At 65.9% G+C, this 19,856-nt stretch carries 16 protein-coding genes and 1 riboswitch; of the genes, 7 read left to right on the top strand and 9 right to left on the bottom strand.

The window, feature by feature from the left end; genetic code table 11:
• Positions 1-184: 184 nt before the first annotated feature.
• The 5 genes from ACQZF9_RS21380 (at position 185) to metK (ending at position 3,772) form a co-directional block, all read left to right on the top strand.
• Complete coding sequence (locus ACQZF9_RS21380) at positions 185-1,363, top strand: alkane 1-monooxygenase (RefSeq protein ID WP_428310985.1); 1,179 nt, start codon at positions 185-187, stop codon at positions 1,361-1,363.
• 88 nt (positions 1,364-1,451) lie between these two features.
• Complete coding sequence (locus tag ACQZF9_RS21375) at positions 1,452-1,616, top strand: rubredoxin (RefSeq protein WP_428310984.1); 165 nt, start codon at positions 1,452-1,454, stop codon at positions 1,614-1,616.
• Entirely contained in the window at positions 1,616-1,942 is a 327-nt protein-coding gene (locus tag ACQZF9_RS21370) for a pyrimidine/purine nucleoside phosphorylase (RefSeq protein ID WP_428310983.1), read from the top strand. The genes ACQZF9_RS21375 and ACQZF9_RS21370 overlap by 1 nt, the downstream gene beginning before the upstream one ends.
• Positions 1,943-1,952: 10 nt before the next feature.
• Positions 1,953-2,432 carry a cupin domain-containing protein gene (locus ACQZF9_RS21365; RefSeq protein ID WP_428310982.1) on the top strand — a complete coding sequence of 160 codons (480 nt, stop codon included), beginning with the start codon at positions 1,953-1,955 and terminating at the stop codon, positions 2,430-2,432.
• A 137-nt stretch (positions 2,433-2,569) separates the two neighbouring features.
• A complete protein-coding gene (gene metK, locus ACQZF9_RS21360; protein ID WP_428310981.1) occupies positions 2,570-3,772 on the top strand; it encodes a methionine adenosyltransferase in 1,203 nt (400 codons plus the stop codon).
• A 143-nt stretch (positions 3,773-3,915) separates the two neighbouring features.
• On the opposite strand, the gene ACQZF9_RS21355 is transcribed toward metK, so the two are convergent.
• The 4 genes from ACQZF9_RS21355 to ACQZF9_RS21340 all read right to left on the bottom strand — a co-directional run bounded on the left by ACQZF9_RS21355 (position 3,916) and on the right by ACQZF9_RS21340 (position 9,674).
• Positions 3,916-5,781, bottom strand: coding sequence for a sulfatase family protein (locus tag ACQZF9_RS21355; protein ID WP_428310980.1), 1,866 nt, complete (start codon positions 5,779-5,781; stop codon positions 3,916-3,918).
• A 138-nt stretch (positions 5,782-5,919) separates the two neighbouring features.
• A complete protein-coding gene (locus tag ACQZF9_RS21350; RefSeq protein ID WP_428310979.1) occupies positions 5,920-6,462 on the bottom strand; it encodes a cob(I)yrinic acid a,c-diamide adenosyltransferase in 543 nt (180 codons plus the stop codon).
• 82 nt (positions 6,463-6,544) lie between these two features.
• Complete coding sequence (locus ACQZF9_RS21345) at positions 6,545-7,711, bottom strand: hypothetical protein (protein WP_428310978.1); 1,167 nt, start codon at positions 7,709-7,711, stop codon at positions 6,545-6,547.
• On the bottom strand, positions 7,692-9,674 hold the full coding sequence (locus ACQZF9_RS21340) for a TonB-dependent receptor plug domain-containing protein (protein ID WP_428310977.1): 1,983 nt from the start codon (positions 9,672-9,674) through the stop codon (positions 7,692-7,694). The genes ACQZF9_RS21345 and ACQZF9_RS21340 overlap by 20 nt, the downstream gene beginning before the upstream one ends.
• 83 nt (positions 9,675-9,757) lie before the next feature.
• Positions 9,758-9,974: riboswitch (cobalamin riboswitch) on the bottom strand.
• Between the two features lie 65 nt (positions 9,975-10,039).
• On the opposite strand from ACQZF9_RS21340, the gene ACQZF9_RS21335 reads away from it, so the two are divergent.
• Positions 10,040-10,819 (top strand): inositol monophosphatase family protein, encoded by a 780-nt coding sequence (locus ACQZF9_RS21335; protein ID WP_428310976.1) that lies wholly within the window; start codon positions 10,040-10,042, stop codon positions 10,817-10,819.
• A 120-nt stretch (positions 10,820-10,939) separates the two neighbouring features.
• On the opposite strand, the gene ACQZF9_RS21330 is transcribed toward ACQZF9_RS21335, so the two are convergent.
• Together ACQZF9_RS21330 and ACQZF9_RS21325 are read right to left on the bottom strand one after the other, a co-directional pair.
• Entirely contained in the window at positions 10,940-11,434 is a 495-nt protein-coding gene (locus ACQZF9_RS21330) for an SRPBCC family protein (protein ID WP_428310975.1), read from the bottom strand.
• Between the two features lie 18 nt (positions 11,435-11,452).
• Positions 11,453-12,862 carry a WS/DGAT/MGAT family O-acyltransferase gene (locus tag ACQZF9_RS21325; protein WP_428310974.1) on the bottom strand — a complete coding sequence of 470 codons (1,410 nt, stop codon included), beginning with the start codon at positions 12,860-12,862 and terminating at the stop codon, positions 11,453-11,455.
• A gap of 185 nt (positions 12,863-13,047) precedes the next feature.
• Here ACQZF9_RS21325 and ACQZF9_RS21320 point away from each other — a divergent pair, with 185 nt between their 5' ends.
• A complete protein-coding gene (locus tag ACQZF9_RS21320; protein ID WP_428310973.1) occupies positions 13,048-14,523 on the top strand; it encodes an aldehyde dehydrogenase family protein in 1,476 nt (491 codons plus the stop codon).
• A gap of 47 nt (positions 14,524-14,570) precedes the next feature.
• Here ACQZF9_RS21320 and ybaL read toward each other — a convergent pair whose 3' ends face one another.
• From ybaL to ACQZF9_RS21305, 3 genes are all read right to left on the bottom strand, one after another.
• A complete protein-coding gene (gene ybaL, locus ACQZF9_RS21315; protein ID WP_428310972.1) occupies positions 14,571-16,217 on the bottom strand; it encodes a YbaL family putative K(+) efflux transporter in 1,647 nt (548 codons plus the stop codon).
• Positions 16,218-16,453: 236 nt separating this feature from the next.
• Positions 16,454-17,224 carry a DUF3108 domain-containing protein gene (locus ACQZF9_RS21310; protein ID WP_428310971.1) on the bottom strand — a complete coding sequence of 257 codons (771 nt, stop codon included), beginning with the start codon at positions 17,222-17,224 and terminating at the stop codon, positions 16,454-16,456.
• A gap of 139 nt (positions 17,225-17,363) precedes the next feature.
• Entirely contained in the window at positions 17,364-19,850 is a 2,487-nt protein-coding gene (locus ACQZF9_RS21305) for an acyl-CoA dehydrogenase (RefSeq protein ID WP_428310970.1), read from the bottom strand.
• Positions 19,851-19,856: the final 6 nt, after the last annotated feature.

Raw genomic sequence — 19,856 nt, 5'->3', positions numbered from 1 at the left:
CCGGCAATCGTTCTGTTTGGTAAGGCGCAAGCTAGCAAAAAGCAGGCAAGGGATCGCTTTCGGTCACAGGCCGTAACAGGACGCGATCGGGCCACCGGCCTGGGCTTGACCCCGTACGGCGGTTTGATTTAACTTAATTGAACGGTCGATTAAGAACCTGAACAAGCGAAGCGAGGACATCTGCATGAACACGACAGCAAGCAATCCCCTGGCCTGGACCGACAAGAAGCGCCCCTTGTGGCTGCTTGGCGGCGTTATCGTCGGCCTGCCTCTGTACGCCTTCCTCGGCTACTGGCTTACCGGCTGGGGCCTGTTCTGGTGGCTGGGGCCGGTCTTCGTCTACGGCGTGATCCCGCTGCTCGACACGCTGCGCGGCACCGACCTGGACAACCCGCCGGAAGAGCGCGTGGCCAGCCTGTCGCAGGAGCGCTACTACCGCTGGGCGATCTACTTCGCGATCCCGATCCAGTACGCCAGCTTCGTTGTCGGCACCTGGATCGCGGTGACCCAGCCGCTGGCCTGGTGGGAGCTGCTCGGCCTGCTGCTGACCGTCGGCGGCGTCTCCGGCGGCGCGATCAACATCGGCCACGAACTCGGCCACGCCACCGACAAGCTGGATCGCTGGCTCGCCAAGCTGGCGCTGGCGCCGGTGGTCTACGGCCACTTCTACGTTGAGCACAACCGCGGCCACCACGTGCGCGTCGCGACCCCGGAAGACCCCGCGTCCGCGCGCTTCGGCGAAACCTTCTGGCAGTTCCTGCCGCGCTGCGTGATTGGCTCGGTGGCCTCGGCCTGGAACATCGAGAAGCGCCGGCTCAACAAGCAGGGTAAATCGGTCTGGCACTGGAGCAACGACAACCTGCAATCCTGGGCGCTGAGCGCCGTGATCTTCGGTGCGATGACCCTGTGGCTGGGCTGGATCGCGCTGCCGTTCATGCTGCTGCAGGCGGCTTACGGCGGCAGCCTGCTGGAAGTCGTCAACTACCTGGAGCACTACGGCCTGAAGCGCGAGCAGCGGCCGGACGGCTCCTACGAGCGCTGCCAGCCGCATCACAGCTGGAACAGCAACCACGTCGTTACCAATCTGTTCCTGTACCACCTGCAGCGCCATTCCGATCACCACGCCAACCCGACGCGGCCGTACCAGGCGCTGCGCCATTTCTCCGAGGCGCCGCAGCTGCCCTCGGGCTATGCGTCGATGATCCTGCTGGCCTACTTCCCGCCGCTGTGGTTCCGCGTGATGGACCCGAAAGTCGTTGCCCATCATCGCGGCGACATGACCCGCGCCAACATCCAGCCGGCGCTGCGCGAACGCGTATTGGCGCAGTATTCGGCCGCATCGACGGCGCCGAAAGCCGCCTAGCTCAGGCATAATCGGGGGACTTCAGGGCGGCGCTGTTTCGGCGCCGCCCCTGCCTGTTTCCTATCCCCACAGACGAACTGTTTCCATCATGAAGAAGTGGCGCTGCCTGGTTTGCGATTTCGTGTACGACGAAGAAAAGGGAATCCCGTTCGAGGGCATTCCGGCCGGTACCAAGTGGGAAGACGTACCGGACGACTGGACCTGCCCGGACTGCGGCGCCGGCAAGCTCGACTTCGTGATGGAAGAAATCTGATGGCGGCGACGCTCGATCCGGTACTCAGCAATGTCTCGGTGCAGACCCGGGCCAACGTCTACTTCGACGGCAAGTGCGTCAGCCACACGGTGCTGCTCGCCGACGGCACGCGCAAATCGGTCGGCGTGATCCTGCCGTCCACTCTGCATTTCACCACCGGCGCCCCCGAGCGCATGGAACTGGTCGCCGGGCGCTGCAAGGTCAAGCTCGCCGGCGCCGGCAGCTGGACCGACTACGCCGGTGGCCAGAGCTTCGACGTGGCCGGCGACTCGGCCTTCGACATCGAGGCGATCGAGCCGCTGCATTACATCTGCCACTTCGGCTGATCGCGGCACGATGACCACGGCCGCGGACTGGATCGCCCGTCTCGGCCTGGAGCCTCATCCCGAAGGCGGCTGGTTCCGCCGCATCTATACCGACAGCCGCGTGCTCGCCACGCCGGGCGGCGATCGCGCCGCCGCCAGCTCGATCCACTACCTGCTGGAGCGGCGCTCGCCCATCGGCCGGCTGCACCGCAACCGCTCGACGATCCTGCATTACCTGCAGCATGGCGGCCCGGTCGACTATTACCTGGTGGAAGCCGACGGCGGCCTGCGCACCGTGACCTTGGGCACCGCGCCCGGGCAGCAGCTGTTCCTCGAAGTCCCGGGCGGCGTCTGGAAAGCCAGCCAGCTGCCGGCGGACGTCTCACACGCGCTGGTGTCGGAGGTCGTGCTGCCGGGGTTTGACTACGCCGATCACGATTTCATGAATCTGTCGCAACTGGCGGGCGAGTATCCGCAGCATCTGCAGGCCTTGAGCGCGCTGGTGCGCTAACGTTTCGCTCTACGGCCGCGTCCCTATCGTCAGCCAAAAGCTGTCGCTACAATGCGCGACCATCCGTGCATCCGCATGTGCGGATCGCCCCTTCCCCCGCTTACTGCTTTAGCGTCGTTCTTCCCTGGAGTGCGTTGATGTCCGAATATCTGTTCACGTCCGAATCCGTTTCCGAAGGCCACCCCGACAAGGTCGCCGACCAGATCTCGGATGCGGTTCTCGATGCGATCCTGACGCAGGACAAGGCCGCCCGCGTGGCCTGCGAGACCCTGGTCAAGACCGGCGTCGCGATCGTCGCCGGCGAAATCACCACCACCGCCTGGGTTGACCTCGAGGCCCTGGTGCGCAAGGTCATTACCGACATCGGCTACACCAGCTCCGACGTCGGCTTCGACGGCGCCACCTGCGGCGTGCTCAACCTGATCGGCAAGCAGTCGCCGGATATCGCGATGGGTGTGGATCGCAAGAGCCCCGAAGAACAGGGCGCCGGCGACCAGGGCCTGATGTTCGGCTACGCCTGCGACGAGACCAAGGAACTGATGCCGGCGCCGATCTACTACAGCCACCGCATCGTCGAGCAGCAGTCCAAAGTGCGCAAGGCGAAGAAGTCGCCGCTGCCGTGGCTGCGCCCCGACGCCAAGAGCCAGGTCACGCTGCGCTACAAGGACGGCGTCGCCGTCGGCCTCGACGCGGTGGTGCTGTCGACTCAGCACGACCCCAGCGTCAAGCTGAAGACGCTGCGCGAAGGCGTGATGGAAGAGATCCTCAAGCCGGTGCTGCCGGCGAAGTGGATCAGCAAGAACACCAAGTTCCACATCAACCCGACCGGCAACTTCGTCATCGGCGGCCCGGTCGGCGACTGCGGCCTCACCGGGCGCAAGATCATCGTCGACAGCTACGGCGGCTGGGCGCGTCACGGCGGCGGCGCTTTCTCGGGCAAGGATCCGAGCAAGGTCGACCGCAGCGCGGCTTACGCGGCGCGCTATGTCGCCAAGAACATCGTCGCTGCCGGCCTGGCCAAGCGCTGCGAGGTACAGGTCAGCTACGCCATCGGCGTCGCCGAGCCGACCTCGATCTTCGTCACCAGCTTCGGCACCGGCACCGTCAGCGATGCCAGCCTGGAGAAGCTGGTGCGCAAGCACTTCGACCTGCGCCCCTACGGCATCGTCAAGATGCTCGACCTGATCCACCCGATGTACCAGCTCACCGCCAGCTACGGCCACTTCGGCCGCAAGCCCTTCGACATCGTCGGCGTCAACGGCGAGAAGTACACCGCGTTCTCCTGGGAGAAGACGGATCGTGCGGAAGCGCTGAAGGCCGATGCCAAGGGCATGAAGTAGGTTTCAGCGTTGCGACAAAAAAGGCCGGTTTATCCGGCCTTTTTTGTGGCTGATGGGCCTCAGTCGCGGATAGGATCCGCTCCTACAACGGCTCGCGCTCCCTGTAGGAGCGGATCCTATCCGCGACTGCGAGACCGCGGCGACTACCGATCCTCAGCCTCGCGACAGCTCTCAGCCGCACAGGCCTTGAACGCCTCCAGATCGCTTTTCATCTTCGCCATCGCCGCCGCCGCTTTCTTGTACTCCGCATCGCCAAGCAGCGGCACCAGATTGACCATCTGATACGGATCGCGATCCAGGTCGTACAGCTCCTCGAAATCGACTTTCCATTTGCCGACGTCGATCACCTGCGGCGAATTGGTCAGCGAGTCGTACCACTGCACGTACAGCCAGTTGTCACCGTCGACCTGCCGGCGCACGGCCTTGTACGGCGGATAGCTCAGGTTGCCGAGCGCGCCGAATTCGAAGCCGGCGAGCTTGCCGAGAAACTGCGTCGCGACTTCGGAAAGCTTGTGATACAGCGGGAAATCCGCGGCCAGTTCCATCGTCGTCGCCTCGACGAAATGCTCGACCATGAACTGATGGCGGGTCGACGGCGCCGGTGCATCCGACAGCTGCGCGCGCAGGCTGCGGCCGTCGAAGGCGTCGCTGTCGCGCAGCGGATGCGCGCCGGCGTAGTCGCTCAGGGTCGGCGCCAGATCGTTGTTCAGCGCGATCGCCGGCACATGCTGCGCGCGCTGCACCCCGGGCACGCGAATCACCAGTGGCACGCGTATCGATTCCTCGTAAGGCAGCAGCTTGGAATTGAGCCCGTGCTCGCCGAAGAAGTAGCCGTTGTCGGACGTGAACACGATGATCGTGTCCTGCGTCTGCTGGTTCGCATCGAGTTTTGCCAGCACGCGGCCGACCATGTCGTCGACCGCGATCATCGCCGCCATGCGGAACTGGTGCTGGCGTTCCAGCGCGCCGATGTCGCCATTTTCGACGGTCAGCTTCTGCAGCACTTGTTCCAGCCGCGGATGCTTGTTCGCGTCGAGCACGTTGAATGACGGCCGTTTCGACAGAAACTCCAGGCTGTCCGGCAAGCGGCGCGCGCACCATTCGCCCGGTTTTTCCTGCGCCACGTAGTCCGGCATGAAGCGCCGCACCAGGCACTCGTGGCGCGGCGCCGGGCGGATGTATTCGCGGAACGTGCCTCGGTAACCCAACGCCGGATCGTCGCGAAAACTCATGGTCTCGATATGCGGCGCGACCGGCTTCAACGTCAGATAGAACGGCTTGCCGCTGCCCTTGGCGCCGTCGAGAAATTCCAGCGCCCAGTCGGCCAACTTGTCGGTCTGGTAGTCGGCGCCGCTGCGCGGGTCGGCGTGATACTCGCGTACTTCGGTCTTGCCGCCAGCCTTGGTCAGATTGACCTTGTAATCGACCATGTCGTAGGTCGAGGGATCGAGCAGGCCGTACCACTCGTCGTAGCCCTTCGGCACATGGTCTTCCGAGGAAAACATGCCGTAGCCGTTGAGGTATTTGCCGATGTGTCCGGTGTAGTAGCCGGCCTGCTGCATCATCACGCCGAGCGCGCGGTCTTCACGATTCTCGGCCGCCAGATACCAGTAGGCGACGCCCTTGGTCACGCTCAGAATGCCGTGATTTTTCGGATACTGGCCGGTGAAGTAGGTCGCCCGCGAAGGGCAGCACACCGGGTCGCTGACATAGCTGTTGTCGAAGCTGATGCCGCGATCGACCAGGCCGTGCTCGATGTTCGGCAGCCAGCCGGTCTTCAGCATCAGATCGAAAGCCGGCTGATCGAGATCGTCGGTCATGATCACCAGCAGATTCGGCTTGCTGTCGACCGCGACTTTCGCCGCGGCCGGCAAATCAGGTGCACCTAGCGAATGCGGGCCGGTCTTGACCCAGGCCGCGACGGCAATCGATAGCAGCAGCGCGATGCCGAGGATCCAGCCCAGGCGGGCCTTGCCGGCCTGGGTGCTTGCGTGACGACGGTCCGACATGGGCTGACTCCGCTGCGGTTGCAACGGCATTACGCACGCAACAAACCGACCAGAACCCGGCATCGCTGACTCGAGCGAACAAACCCCCGTTCGTCCCGAGTAGCCGCCCCGAGGGGTCGGCGCGGCACCAGGGCTCGCTCAGCACTTCACCCAGGTCGGCTCCTTGCCGCCATCCATGCGCGCCAACGTGCGCGCCGCGATGAACAGATAGTCCGACATGCGGTTGGCGTAACGCAGCAGTTCTTCGTTCAAGGGCTCGGCCGCGTTGAGCTCCCACAACTGGCGCTCGACACGCCGCGCGACCGCGCGCGCGACATGGCAGGTGGCGGCCTGAGGATTGCCGCCGGGCAGAACGAACTCCTTCAACGGCGGCAGATGCTCGTTGAGCGCTTCGCCGGCGGCTTCGAGCCGCTCGACATCCTCGACTTTCAGAAACACCGCGCCCGGCATCGACAGCTCGCCGCCGAGGTTGAACAAGGTGTGCTGCTCGCGCTCCAGCGTCGCGCGAATAGCCGCCGGCAGCTTCTGTGTCAGCAGCACGCCAATCTGCGAATTCAACTCGTCGGTTTCACCCATCGCTTTCACACGCGGTTCGAACTTGGCGATGCGATCGCCGGTAGACAGGCCGGTGGTGCCCTTGTCGCCGGTGCGCGTGACGATCTTGCTCAAACGGTTGCCCATGAAGATTCCCGATGTCCGAAAAGAAAACGGCGGAGCCGAGACTAGCCCGACTCCGCCGCAAATGCTTGCCGTGCTCGCCGGCCTATTCAGCCGGCACGCTGACGAAGTCGATGTTGATCGGCGTCAGCACGGTGTCGACCAATGCGGCGGCGACGGTTTCGCTGCCGCCGGAGTAGCCGAGAATGCTCACGCCCGGCGCATCGTCGTCGGTGCGGCCGACCCAGAGTTTGCCGGCCGGATCCACCGCCAGCGAACCCAGCGCCTTGGTGCTGAACCCGCTGACGATCACCGGCGCGATCGGCGTCACCGAGGGATTGATGCGATACAGCGTCTGGTCGGCGCCGAAGCCGGTGCTGCCGATGAAGTAGGCGCGGTCGCTGGCCACCACGGCCAGATCGAGGAACTGGCCGTAGGCATGCGTGCTGCCGTCGCCATCGTCGAGCACCAGGCTGGCGGTGTTGCTGCTGGTATCGAGGCTGACCAGACCGCCGTTGTACTGCGTGACGTAGTCCGGGTAGCTGCCGTAGCTGCCGGCGGCGATCACCAGGATCTTGTTGCTGGCCGGCAGCGCGGCGAGGCTGCCCGGGTTGTAGACCGGCAGGTCGATGCTGCGCTGCACGGCATTGCTGGCGACGTCGATGACCACGACGGAGCCGACCTGCGTCGCATCGAAGTTCGTCAGACGCTGCAGCAGCACGTAGAGCTTGCCGTCCTTGATCAGGCCGGCGGTCATCTCCGGAATGCCGTCGCCGTCGTAAGAGGACAGGTCGATTTCACCGGTCTTGAAGTTGGCTTCGCTGGTCGCCGAAGGATTGACGATCCACAGCTTGCCGGAGCCGTAACGCAGCAGATAGGCCTTGGTCGGGCTGGCGATGATCAGGTCGGAAGGATTGCTGTCGTTTGAGCCGTCGCTCGCGTCCTGCGTCGAGTAGGTCCAGGTCGGCGTCGACGGCGTCCTGGCTTCGTAACGCAGCACCTGGTCGCTGCCAAAGCGCTTGATCACGAAGAAGTGATCGCCGCCGCTGCGCACGAAAGTATCGGAGGTGGTCGATGTGGAGACATTGGTCTGCGCAGCGTACGGGGTATCGACACCGACCAGCGACACCGCGCCGGCGCTGTAGTCCGGCGCGCGCGTCGCGATCACTGCGGCATCGGTGGCGTCGGCATCGTCGTTGAAGCTGCTACCGCCGCAAGCGGCGAGCAGCAGGGCTGGCAGCAGCAGTGCGAAGTTAGTTTTGAATTGGATCATTGGATACTCCTCTTGTCATCGAATCGTGCGTCGTGTCGTGTTGCGAATCGAAATCGGGCGGCGGCGCGGAGGCCTGGTAGGGAAAGCTCAGCGACAGCAGCACGCGGCGGCCCGGCGCCGGATAGCCGTTGAACTGCTCGACGCGGTCGTCGCCGAGATTCAGTGCCTGCAGCGACCAGCCGAGCGTGCCGATCGCGCCGCGCGCGCCGACGTCGTGGCGCTGCAGTTCCGGCGACTTCAGCAGGTTGGCGCTGTCGTAATACGCGCCGGCTTCGAGCCGGTAGGCGTAGTGGAAAATGATCTGCCGCCAGCTGCGCTCGATGCGCGCGTTGAGCTGGGTTTCGAAGCGTCCCGGCAGCTGCTGGCCGCGCGTTGCCCGCACGTCGCTGCGGTCCTCGGTGTGCTGCCAGGTGCCGCCGAGCTGCCAGCCGAAACCGAGCGCCGCGCCGGCGCTGTCCAGCTCGACACCGTAGATCAGCGCTCGATCGGTGTTGACCGAGCGGCCGACGCCCTGGGCGTTGTAGGTCGGGCTGATCGCATCGTGCAGATCCTGGCCGAACAGCGTCAGCTCCAGGCGCTGAAAGCGATTGCCGGGCACGCAGCGCGCGCCGAGGTCGGCGTAGTTCGCGCTCTCCGGATCCAGCGCCGGATTGCCGCGGAACAGGCCGCGATCGCCGTAGCGTTCGAAGAACGTCGGCAGGCGCTGGCGATGGCCCAGATTCGCCGCCGCGGTGCAGGCGCCGAAGCGCTGGTTGGCGCCCACCGCGGGCTCGAACTGCCAGTGCGCATCGTGCTCGCCGCCGGCGTCGTCACGCGACCAGCCGGCCTGCAGGCTGGCGTTGTACTTGAACGCCTCGCCGCTCTGATACGCGATGCCGTTGCCGATGCTGCTGCGCCGCGCCGAGCGGGTCGGCAGATTGCCGTACTGGTCTTCAGCCGAATATTCGGTGTGCTCGACGCTGAGCGTGTCCTGCAGCTTGTCGAAGCGCCGGCCGAGGCTGGCCAGCGTGCGCTGCGTGTCCGACACCGTGCCCTGCGCGCCGAGCCCGACCTGGCTGTCCGGATCGCGGAAGGTTTCGCGCGTGTAGCGATGCGACAGCGCGCTCTGCCAGGCCGCGTCCTCCGGGCTGGCGAGTGACAGCGCATACGAGCGCGTGTCGAGCTCGGCGTCGCTGTCGTCGGCATTGAGCCGCGTCGGCAGCTGCTGCATGTCGTCGACGACGTGCGCGGTGACTTCGATCGGCCCACGATAGCGCAGCAGGCCGTAGTACTGGCGCGTCGCCGCGTTCTGGCGCTCTTCCTTCGCGGTGCGATCCGGATCGTTCGGATCGAAAGGCTTGTACGGGTTGACGTAGCGGAAGTCGTTGTCGGCGGCCTGGCCGCCGAGCGCGAGCTGCAGGCTGTCGCTGAGCTGGCCGGCGACATCGAGCTGGCGCTGGCCATAGCTGCCGATCGTCGCCGCGCCGACCACGGGCGCGGCGAGTTCGCGGCGGCTGCGCAGGTTGATCGTGCCGGCGAGGCCGCTGCCGAGGCCGACCGGCACGCGGCCCTTGTAGACATCGACCTCGTCGAGCAGCAGCGGGCTGATCAGCGACAGGCTGCTGGCCTCGCCGCCGCCGGTGTCCAGTGGCAGGCCGTCGAGCAGCACGCGCACCTGCCGGCCGCTGCTGCCGCGCAGGCTGGCTTCGCTGTAGCTGCCGAGGCCGCCGCTGCTGCGCACCTGCACGCCAGGCAACGACGCCAGCAGCTCGGCGAGATCGCTGGCGCCCAGCGGCGCGACCGGCACACGGATCACCACGCCGCTGTCCTGCAGCTCGCTGCGCTCGCCTTCGACGACCACCGGCGCCAGCTCCACCGGCGCCGCGTCGTCGGCCGCGCGCGAGCCCGCCGGCCAGGCGACGAGCAGCGCCGTCGACAGCCGACACAGCAACAGCGGATAAGAAAACCTCGAACTCCCTGACACGGCATGCTCTGTTGTTTCGCACAGACGCAACCGTGGTCGGCGTGGGCTCTAGCCACACCCGCTAAGTCGCCCGCCGCGACCACGGAGAAAGATGCTGGCAGGCCGGTCTCCGGACTCATGGTTCGCAGGTCTTGCGCCTTCCCGTCGTAAGACAGTGGCGTAAGCAAGACCCTATGGGTACCCGAAAGAAAAAGGTACCGACCATTCACCGTTGCGGGGGCAGTGTTCGCATCGCACGAACTTCCCGTTTAACCCCGAACGCCGATCGGCCTTCGGGGCACCTGCAGCCCGGATTCTACGCATCCACAGCCCCGGTTGTCTCGCGGCTATCATTCGCAGCGCAGACCCGACCCAGCCGGAAACCGATGCCCAGCCCCCAACTCCAGGCCGCGCTAGACGCCGCCGAAGCCGCCAACGCGATCATCCGCCGCGCCTACCGCGGCAATTTCGCGGTGGACTACAAGTCCGACGCCAGTCCGGTGACCGAGGTCGATGTCGCCGCCGAAAAGGCGATCAGCGCGATATTGAAACAGCGCTTTCCGGCGTATGGCTTCTACGGCGAGGAAACCGGCCGCGATCGCGCGGATGCCGACTACCTGTGGCTGGTCGACCCGATCGACGGCACCAAGAGCTTTGTCCGCGGCTACCCGATGTTCTCGGTGCAGATCGCGCTGATGCACCGCGGCGAGCTGGTACTGGGCGTGTCCAGCGCGCCGTGCTGGAACGACAGCCGCGGCGAAATCCTGCACGCGGAGAAGGGCCAGGGCGCGTGGCTCGATGGCGAGCGGCTGAAGCTGGCGAACGCCAGCGAGATTGCGAAGACGACGCTGTCGACCGGCAATCTCGCCAGCCTGGCGCGCAAGCCGGACGCCTGGTCGCGGCTCGGCGGCCTGATTCCGCGCCTGCACCGCATTCGTGGCTACGGCGATTTTCTGCACTATCACCTGCTGGCGACCGGGCGCATCGACGCGGTAATCGAGTCGGACGTGAACATCCTCGACATCGCCGCGCTGACCGTGATCGTGCGCGAGGCTGGCGGTGTGTTCACCGATCTGAGCGGCGGCGCGGTCGGGCTGGACACGACCAGCGTGCTGGCCAGCAATGCGTCGCTGCATGCGCAGCTGCTGCAGGAGATCGCGTACTGATCGTGGGTCGGCGGGTCACGGCTCGCGCCACGACTGATTAGCGAACCTGTAGGAGCGGACCCTGTCCGCGACTCTTTCGGCGAGAACACCGTCGCGGACAGGGTCCGCTCCTACAGGCCATCAATCCGGCGTTTTCAGCGCCAGGTACTTCGCCACCAGCTCCAGCTGATGCGTCCAGCCGCCTTCGTTCGCCGCGTATGCCTGCGCACGACGCTGCGCCGGAATCTGATCGAAGCCAGACTCGCTGATCGTCAGCAGCGTGGCGTCGCCCTGCTCGGTCAGCACGAACTCGATCAAGGTCATCGTCTCGGCCGAATAGTCGACCGTCGGATCGATCGCGAACGGGTGCCAGCGGAAGCTGATCCGTCGCAGCGGCTCGATGCGCTCGACAAGGAACTCGAAGGCCATGCCTCTGTACGGTTCCTGCAATCGCGCGACTTCGGCGTCGACCTGCGTCGGCGCGATGCGCCCGGTGATGCGCGCGCCCTCGACAAAAGGCCCGTCGAAATCGACGCCGAACCAGTAGCCGAAACGCGGCGCCTCGCTGACCGCCTGCCAGACCCGTTCGCGCGGCGCCTGCAGAACGCGCTGCTTTTCGATGCGGTCTGCGGTCATGCTCAGCTCCTCTTCGTGTCAGGCCTTCGCCGGCTCGATGCCTAGCAAGGCCTCCAGCTCCAGCAGCGCCTCGCCGGTGTAGACCGAAATGCGCTGCATGTGCGGCAGCGTGTCGCGGCAACCGGTATAGCCGACGTTGAACTGGCCGGCGTAGCTGACCACGGTGATGTTCACCGCCTGGCCGTGGCTGAGCAGCGACAGCGGGTACATCTGGTCCATGCGCGCGCCGTTGAAGTACAGGATCTGGTCCGGGCCGGGCACGTTGCTGATGGTGATGTTGAACATCGGCCGCATCAGGCCGCCGAGGCCGGTCATCAGCTGCAGCATGAACGGCGCCATGAACAGGCTGGTGTAGGCGGTGATCGCCTCTTTCGGCAGGGTTTGGAACTTGGCCTTGGCTTTCTGCGTCGAGTCGCGGATCAGCGACAGCCGCTCCAGCGGGTCGGCGATATGCGTGTGCAGGTTGGCGATGATGAAGCTGATCGCATTGCCGCTGCCGCCGTCGCCGGCGGCGCGCACCGACACCGGCAGGCCGGCGGTCAGCGGCTCCTCCGGCAGCGCGTCGAGTTCTTCCAGATAGCGCCGCAGCGCGGCCGCGCACAGGCCCAGGAACACATCGTTGAGCGTGACCTTGGCGCGCTTGGCGAGCACGCGCATCCGCGTCAGATCGTAGTGCTGGGTGGCGAAGCGGCGCTGCGCCGAAACCTTGCCGTTGAGGATCGAGCGCGGCGCGCGGAACGGCGAGCCCAGCTCCGGATGGGTGTGTTGCACCGCCTCCTTCCACGTAGTGCTGATCGCGCGCGCCAGGCTCGGCACGTAGCGCGTCTGCGCCTTGGTCTGCTCGGCGAGCTGCTGCCAGCTCGGGCCGGCCTCGCGAGCGACGCGCCTCTTCTCGCCGGTGCCGACCGCCCAGGGCGGCGGCAGGTTCATCGCGGTATCGTCCGGCGACAGCAGCCGGCTGACCATGCGCATGCCGCCGACGCCGTCGACCAGCGAGTGGTGCATCTTCATGTACAGCGCGAAGCGGTCGTTGGCCAGGCCTTCGATGATGTGGCATTCCCACAGCGGCCGTGCGAAATCCAGCGGATGCGAATGCAGCCGCGACACCAGCACGCCGAGTTCGCGCTCGCCGCCGGGCTGCGGCAGCGCGCTGTGGCGCAGGTGGTAGTCCAGATCGATATTGGTGTCTTCTTCCCAGCTCGGGATCAGTCGGCTGTTCAACACCTTGATCCGTGGCGCTTTCAGACGCAGGTTGAAGGGCGCGACGAAGCCCGCCGGGCTGCGCAGATGCAGGAACAGGTTCTTGATGAAATCCGGGCTGGCGTCGGCGGGCAGCGAAAAGATGGCGAGCACGCCGACGTGCATCGGCGTGCGCTGCGAGTCCACGAACAGCCAGGAGGCGTCCAGTGGATTCATCTTTCTGGTCATCTGCTGCGGCTCCTTATCGTTCTAGTTGTACGGTCCACGCCGGGCGGGTAGTACACCCGCTGCGCCGGACGTTCTAGCATTGCCGACGCTGTGGTCACAATAGTCGCAGCAACGGGCCGGGCCTATAATCCCTGCCACTGACCGATCGTTTGATTTTCTAGTTTGATCTTTGCGAGGAGATATCGATGAACGCCAACGTGTCCTACCTGCCCGGGGCTCGCCCGGCGGCCAGCTCCGATGCCTCCAAGCCCTCACCGTTGAACTCGGAAATCAACCGCGTTTTCGAGCGCCAGCGCGACACCGCGCTACGCCTGCGCACCTCGACGCGCGAAGAGCGCGCCGCCAAGATCCGCAAACTCAAGGCCGCGGTGCTGGCCGCGAGCCAGGATTTCTACGAAGCCGGCATGCGCGACTTCAAGAAGCCCGCCGCCGAAGTCGATCTGACCGAAATCCTGCCGGTGGTGATGGAGGCCAACGACGCGTTGCGCCACCTCAAGCGCTGGATGAAGCCGCAGCGCGTGTTCCCGACGATGATGATGTTCGGCACCCAGGCCTGGGTGCAGCACGAACCGCGCGGCCGCTGCCTGATCATTTCGCCGTGGAATTACCCGGTGAACCTGACCTTCGGCCCGCTGGTGTCGGCGATCGCCGCCGGCAACACGGTGATGCTGAAGCCCTCGGAAATGACGCCGCACACCACCGCGGTGATGGTGCGCCTGGTGCGCGAGCTGTTCCCGGAGGATGAAGTCGCGATCTTCGACGGCGACGCCTCGGTGTCGACCGCGCTGCTGGAGCTGCCCTTCGATCACATCTTCTTCACCGGCAGCCCGGCGATCGGCAAGGTGGTGATGAACGCCGCCGCCAAGCATCTGACCAGCGTCACGCTCGAGCTCGGCGGCAAGTCGCCGACCATCGTCGACGAGAGCGCGGACATCGTCGTGGCGGCGAAGAACATCATGTGGGGCAAGTACACCAACAACGGCCAGACCTGCATCGCGCCGGACCACATCTACGTGCACAACTCGGTGAAGGAGCCCTTCATCAAGGCCTGCCGCGAGGTGCTGGCCTCGTCGTACGGCGAAACCCAGCAGGCGCAGATGGCCTCGCCGTATCTCGCTCGGGTGGTCAACCAGCGCCACACCGCGCGCGTCGCCGGCCTGCTCAACGACGCCACCGCCCGCGGCGCCAAGGTGCTGACCGGCGGCAGCGTCAGCGAGGGCGACTGCTTCGTCGCGCCGACCTTGCTCACCGACATCCCGGCCGATGCGAAGATCATGAGCGAAGAAATCTTCGGGCCGCTGCTGCCGGTGATCGGCTACGACGATCTGGACAAGGTCGTCGCCGACATCAACGCCGGTCCCAAGCCGCTGGCGCTGTATATCTGGAGCCGCAAGGACAGCAACATCGACTCGCTGCTCAAGCGCACCAGTGCCGGCGGCACCTGCATCAACCACTCGGTGGTGCAGTTCATTCACGGCCGTCTGCCATTCGGCGGCGTCAACAACTCCGGCATCGGCAGCGCCCACGGCATTTACGGCTTCAAGGCGTTCTCGCACGAGCGCTCGGTGGTGCGTAACCGCTACCAGCTGGCCGCGCTGTTCTATCCGCCGTACACCAACTTCACGCGCAGGATCGGCGCCCTGTTGCTGAAGCTGGTTTAGGGTGCCCTTGCTGTCATTCCCGCGCAAGCGGGAACGACAGCGCCCGCTCAGACCGGCAGCGGGACGACCTGCGGCGAGCGGACCAGCTCGGCCATGCAGCGTGCGATTTCACGCTCGCCCATGACGATCTGGTCGGCGCCGCTCTTGCGCAGGTGTTTTTCCTCGGCGTCGGAATGGGCGCGCGCGATCACCTCGATGCCCGGATTGTCGGCGCGCGCCAGCTCGATGATGCGCGCCGCCTCCAGCGCATTCGGGATCGCCACCAGCAGCCGCGATGCGCGCTTGATGCCGGCGGCGCGCAGCAGGTCCTGGGTCGCGCCGTTGCCGAACACCAGCGGCAGCCCTTGCTTGCGCGCGGCGTCGGCCGGGTCGTCCTGGGTTTCGATCACCACCAGCGGATAGTCCTTGCCGCGCAGCTGTTCGCCGATCTGCGCGCCGACACGGCCGAAGCCGACCAGCACGTTGTGGTCGCTGTAACCCAGCGACACCGGCTCCATGGTTTGCTTGCTGCGCCCGCGCGCCTCGAGCCGGTCGAGTACGACGAACAGCAGCGGGTTGAGCAGGATCGACAGGATCGCGCCGGCCAGCACCAGGTCGCTGGCACCGGCGGGCAGCAGCTGCAGATCGCCGCCCATCGTCACCAGGATGAAAGAGAACTCGCCGATCTGCGCCAGGCTCGCGGCGATCGTCGACGCGGTCGGCAGGCCGTGGCCGAACGCACGCACGATCAACAGCGCCGCGATCGATTTGCCGACGACGATGATGCCCAGCGTCGCCAGCACCTGCAGCGGCTCGCGCAGCAGGATGCTCGGGTCGAACAGCATGCCCACCGAAACGAAGAACAGCACCGCGAACGCATCGCGCAGCGGCAGCGTCTCCTGCGCCGCCTCGTGCGACAGCTCGGACTCGTTGAGCACCATGCCGGCGAAGAACGCGCCGAGCGCGAAACTGACGCCGAACAGCGCGGCCGAGCCGAAGGCGACGCCGAGCGCGATCGACAGCACGGTCAAGGTGAACAGCTCGTGCGAGCCGCTGAGCGAGGCGCGCTCCAGCAGCTTGGGAATCAGCCGCCGACCGATGACCAGCATCAGCGCGACAAAGATCGCGACCTTGCCCAGCGTCAGGGCGACCGTACCGAGCAGCTGCAGCGGCGTGGCGCCGTCGCCGCGCTGCGCTTCGGCGAACACCGGCAGCAGCACCAGCACCAGCACCATCGCCAGATCCTCGACGATCAGCCAGCCCACCGCGATCTTGCCGCGCGGCGTCTCGGTCAGCTTGCGTTCCTCCAGCGCGCGCAGCAGCACCACGGTGCTGGCCACCGATAGCGCGAGGCCGAACACCAGGCCGGCAGCGACGCCCCAGCCGAGGAACAGCGCGAGGCCGACGCCCATCGCGGTGGCGACCGCGATCTGCACCAGCGCGCCGGGGATGGCGATGTGTTTGACCGACAGCAGATCGCTGAGCGAAAAATGCAGGCCGACACCGAACATCAGCAGGATCACGCCGATTTCGGCGAGCTGCGGAATCAGCTCCTGGTCGGCGACGAAGCCCGGCGTGAACGGCCCCACCAGCACACCGGCGAGCAGATAGCCGACCAGCGGCGACAACCGCAAGCGGTTGGCAATGGCGCCGAGCACGGTCGCGAGCACGATGCCGGCGACGATGGCGGCGATCAGCGGCGCGTGGTGCGGCATCTTCCTCCCTGAAAACGCGTGGACGCGTCGTTATTGTTCCGCGTTGAGACACGCGCGACGGCGGATCATTCCCTTGGATGTGAGCCCGCGTGGATGTGAGCCCGCGGCTCTCACTCAATCCGTTCGTCCCGAGTAGCCCACTTTAGTGGGCGTATCGAGGGGCCAGACCGCGACCCGGTCCCTCGATACGCCGCATCGCGGCTACTCGGGACGAACGGAGATTCCAGAAGCGGTCTTCAATCCGGCTTGACCGGCACCGCCACCAGCTCCGGCGGCATCTTGCTCAGCATCAGCTTGACCACCGGATCGTCGTCGCGCTGCTGCTCGGCCTTGATGACGATGTAGCCGTGCTCCGGCGACAGCCAGAACTGCGCGCGGCGCGTCTTGCTGTCGGTGCGATCCAGCCGCACCGTGTCGAAGCTGCCGGCCGGCACGGTGACGCGCTCGTGCGCGCGCACTTCGAAGCGATAGCTGTCGACTTTCTTGCGATCGGCGAACTTCACCTCGTGCTCGCCGCTGGGCTCCTTGCCGGTGGCGGCGCGCTCGGTCAGCAGCCAGTCGCGCAGCGCCAGCTGGATGCTGAGCCGGTCCAGCGTGCCCTCGGTGACCGGGCGCACGTCGCCGTTCTGGTAGATCGCCTGGCTCTTGGCCCAGTCGAAGCGCAGCGAGAAATTCTCTTTCGACGAGCCGACGCCGTCGCGGCTGTAGCGATAGGCCACCGGCCGGATCTTGTTGTCGACCAGGCAGAAATTGCTCTGCTCGAGCACGTCGCCGGAGAGCATCTTAAGCCAGCCTTTCGGCGAGGCCTCCTGGCTGTAGAACCAGCAGTCCGGCGAGCTGGCGGGCTTGAGTGAAATCTTGCCTTCGCCGAGCAGGGAGTCGCCGCGGTAGACGTTGTAGGGCAGCGAACTGGGCACCAGCAGGCTGGGCGCCACCGCCAGCACCGGCTGCGCGGCGAGCAGCGCGGCGGCCACCGCAAACGGGCGAGCCAGGCGGGCGAGCAGCATCGGGGTGGGCATCCGTGTCATGGTCATGGGGCCGAAGGCTACCGGAGTTCGCGTTACGGGAGAATGTTGTGCGGACTTGGACAGCAAAAAGGCCGGGTCATCCCCGGCCTTTTTGCACGACTGCCGGCTCTGGGAAGCTCTAGGCAACCCGCGCGCGGCTGCCGGTGAACTCCAGCACCTGCGCGCGCGCGCTTTCCGGCTCGGCGGCGTAGTGGCCGGCGACGTAGTCGGCGCTGAAGTCGTCGGTCAGGATCACGTCGTAGCGCGCCGCGTCGTACTCGGCCACGGCTTGCGCCTCTTCCGGATTCAGCAGGCCACGCGCGACCGCTTCCTTCAGACGCGAGGCGGTGTCGTGGCCGGCGAGGTCGCCCTTGGACATCGCCTTGAAATACTTCAAGTACGGCGCTTCCGCCTTCAGCAGCAGATTGAAGGCGTGCTCGATGCGGCCGATCGCCTCGTCCTTGCCGCCGTTGACGAACACCAGGTGGCTCAGCCGATCGCGCAGCTCGCTGTCTTCCATCATGTGGTCGGCGAGTTCGGCGTTGAGCGCGTCCGACACCGGCTTGTAGTGATTGCCCAGCGGGAACACCGCCAGGCGCATCACGCGCGCGACGAAGCGCACCGGGAAGTTCTCGAAGAAGCCTTCGAAGGCCTTGCCGATTTCGAACAGGCACTGGTCCAGCGCCCAACGCGCGTAGTTCAGCTCGTCTTCCTTCTGGCCGTTCTCGATGAAGAACTTCATCACCGCGCAGCCGATGTAGAGCTGCGACAGCACGTCGCCGAGGCGCGCCGACAGGCGCTCCTTGCGCTTGAGTTCACCGCCGAGCACGCCCATGGTCACGTCGCTGCTGAACGCCAGCGCGGCCGAGAAGCGCTCGAACTGCTTGAAGTACGGCGCCATCGGGCCGGAGACCGGCGACTTCGCCAGCGCCGAAGCGCTCAGGCCCAAGGTCAATGCGCGGACGCCGCGATTCACCGAGAAGCCGATGTGGCCGAACAGCAGCTTGTCGAACGCCGGCAGATCGTTTTCGCGCGCGGCTTCCATTTCCGGAAACACGTATTCGTGGCAGCGGATCGCGCCCTGGCCGAAGATCATCAGGTTGCGCGTCAGGATGTTCGCGCCTTCCACGGTGATCGCGATCGGCGTCGCCTTGTAGGCCATCGCCAGCGGATTGCGCGGGCCCTGCTGCACGCCGCGGCCGCTGAGCACGTCCATCGAGTCGGCGACGACTTTCCGCATCGTCTCGGTCATGTGGTACTTGGCGATCGCGGTGACCACCGACGGCGCGCAGTGATCCACGGCCGAGGCGGTGAGGATGCGCATCGCTTCGAGCGTATAGGTGTTGCCGGCGATGCGGCCGGTGGCTTCCTGCACGCCTTCGAACTTGCCGACCGCCATGCGGAACTGGCGACGGATGCGGCCGTAGGCACCGACCATGCGATACGCGGCCTGGCCACCGGCCGTGGCCAGCGCCGGCAGCGAAATGCCGCGGCCGGCGCTCAGGCATTCGACCAGCATGCGCCAGCCTTTGCCGGCTTTTCCCGGGCCGCCGATGATCCATTCCACCGGAATGAAGACATCCTTGCCGAAGATCGGGCCGTTCATGAAAGCCGCGCCCGGATAGTGACGGCGGCCGATGTGGATGCCGTCGTGCTTGGCCGGTACCAGCGCGCAGGTAATGCCGTAGTCGCTCTTTTTGCCGTCGCCGAGCAGGCCTTCCGGATCGCGCAGGTTGAAGGCGAGGCCGACCACGGTCGCAACCGGCGCCAGCGTGATGTAGCGCTTGCTGAAATTCAGCTTGATGCCGAGCACTTTCTTACCTTCGTGCTCGCCGTAACAGACCACGCCGGAATCCGGCATCGCAGTCGCATCCGAGCCGACTTCCGGGCCGGTCAAACCGAAGCACGGAATCTCGGTGCCGTTGACCAGGCCGGGCAACCACTGCTGCTTCTGCGCCTCGGTGCCGTAATGCATCAGCAACTCGCCCGGGCCGAGCGAGTTCGGCACCATCACGGTGACCGCCAGCGTGATCGACTTGGTCGCCAGCTTGGTGACCACGGCCGACTGCGCCGCTGCCGAAAAACCGAGGCCGCCGTACTCCTTCTTGATCAGCATCGCGAAGAAGCCGTGGTCCTTGATGTACTGCCAGGCAGCCGGCGGCAGATCGCGATCTTCGAACTCCAGCTTCCAGTCGTCGACCAGCTTGCACAGTGCCTCGACCTCGTTGTCGAGAAAGCTCTGCTCTTCCCTGGTCAACTTGGTGTAGCTGAAGCTGAGCAGCTTGGACCAGTCGGGGCGGCCGCGGAACATCTCGCCCTCCAGCCAGACATCGCCGGCCTCCAGCGCCTCGCGCTCGGTCGAGGACATTTCCGGCAGCACTTTCTTGAACACGCCGAACACCGGCCGGGTGATCAGCGCGCGGCGCAACGGCACCGCATTGAGGAAGGCGAGAATCGCCAGCGGAATACCCAGCGCGATCGCGCCGAACAGGCCGATGGATCCGGTGAACACGGCGCTGGCATACGCGGCGGCGGACAGCAGCGTCCACAGCCACAGCGGTGCGCCGACATAGGCCAACACCCAGGCCACGGCAACGACACCCAGCGTTGCAATCAACAGAGTCATGACGAA

It is taken from the genome of Hydrocarboniphaga sp. (genome assembly GCF_965279055.1).
In the GTDB taxonomy this organism is placed as follows: domain Bacteria; phylum Pseudomonadota; class Gammaproteobacteria; order Nevskiales; family Nevskiaceae; genus Hydrocarboniphaga.
This window is presented reverse-complemented; position numbering and strand designations above follow the sequence as displayed.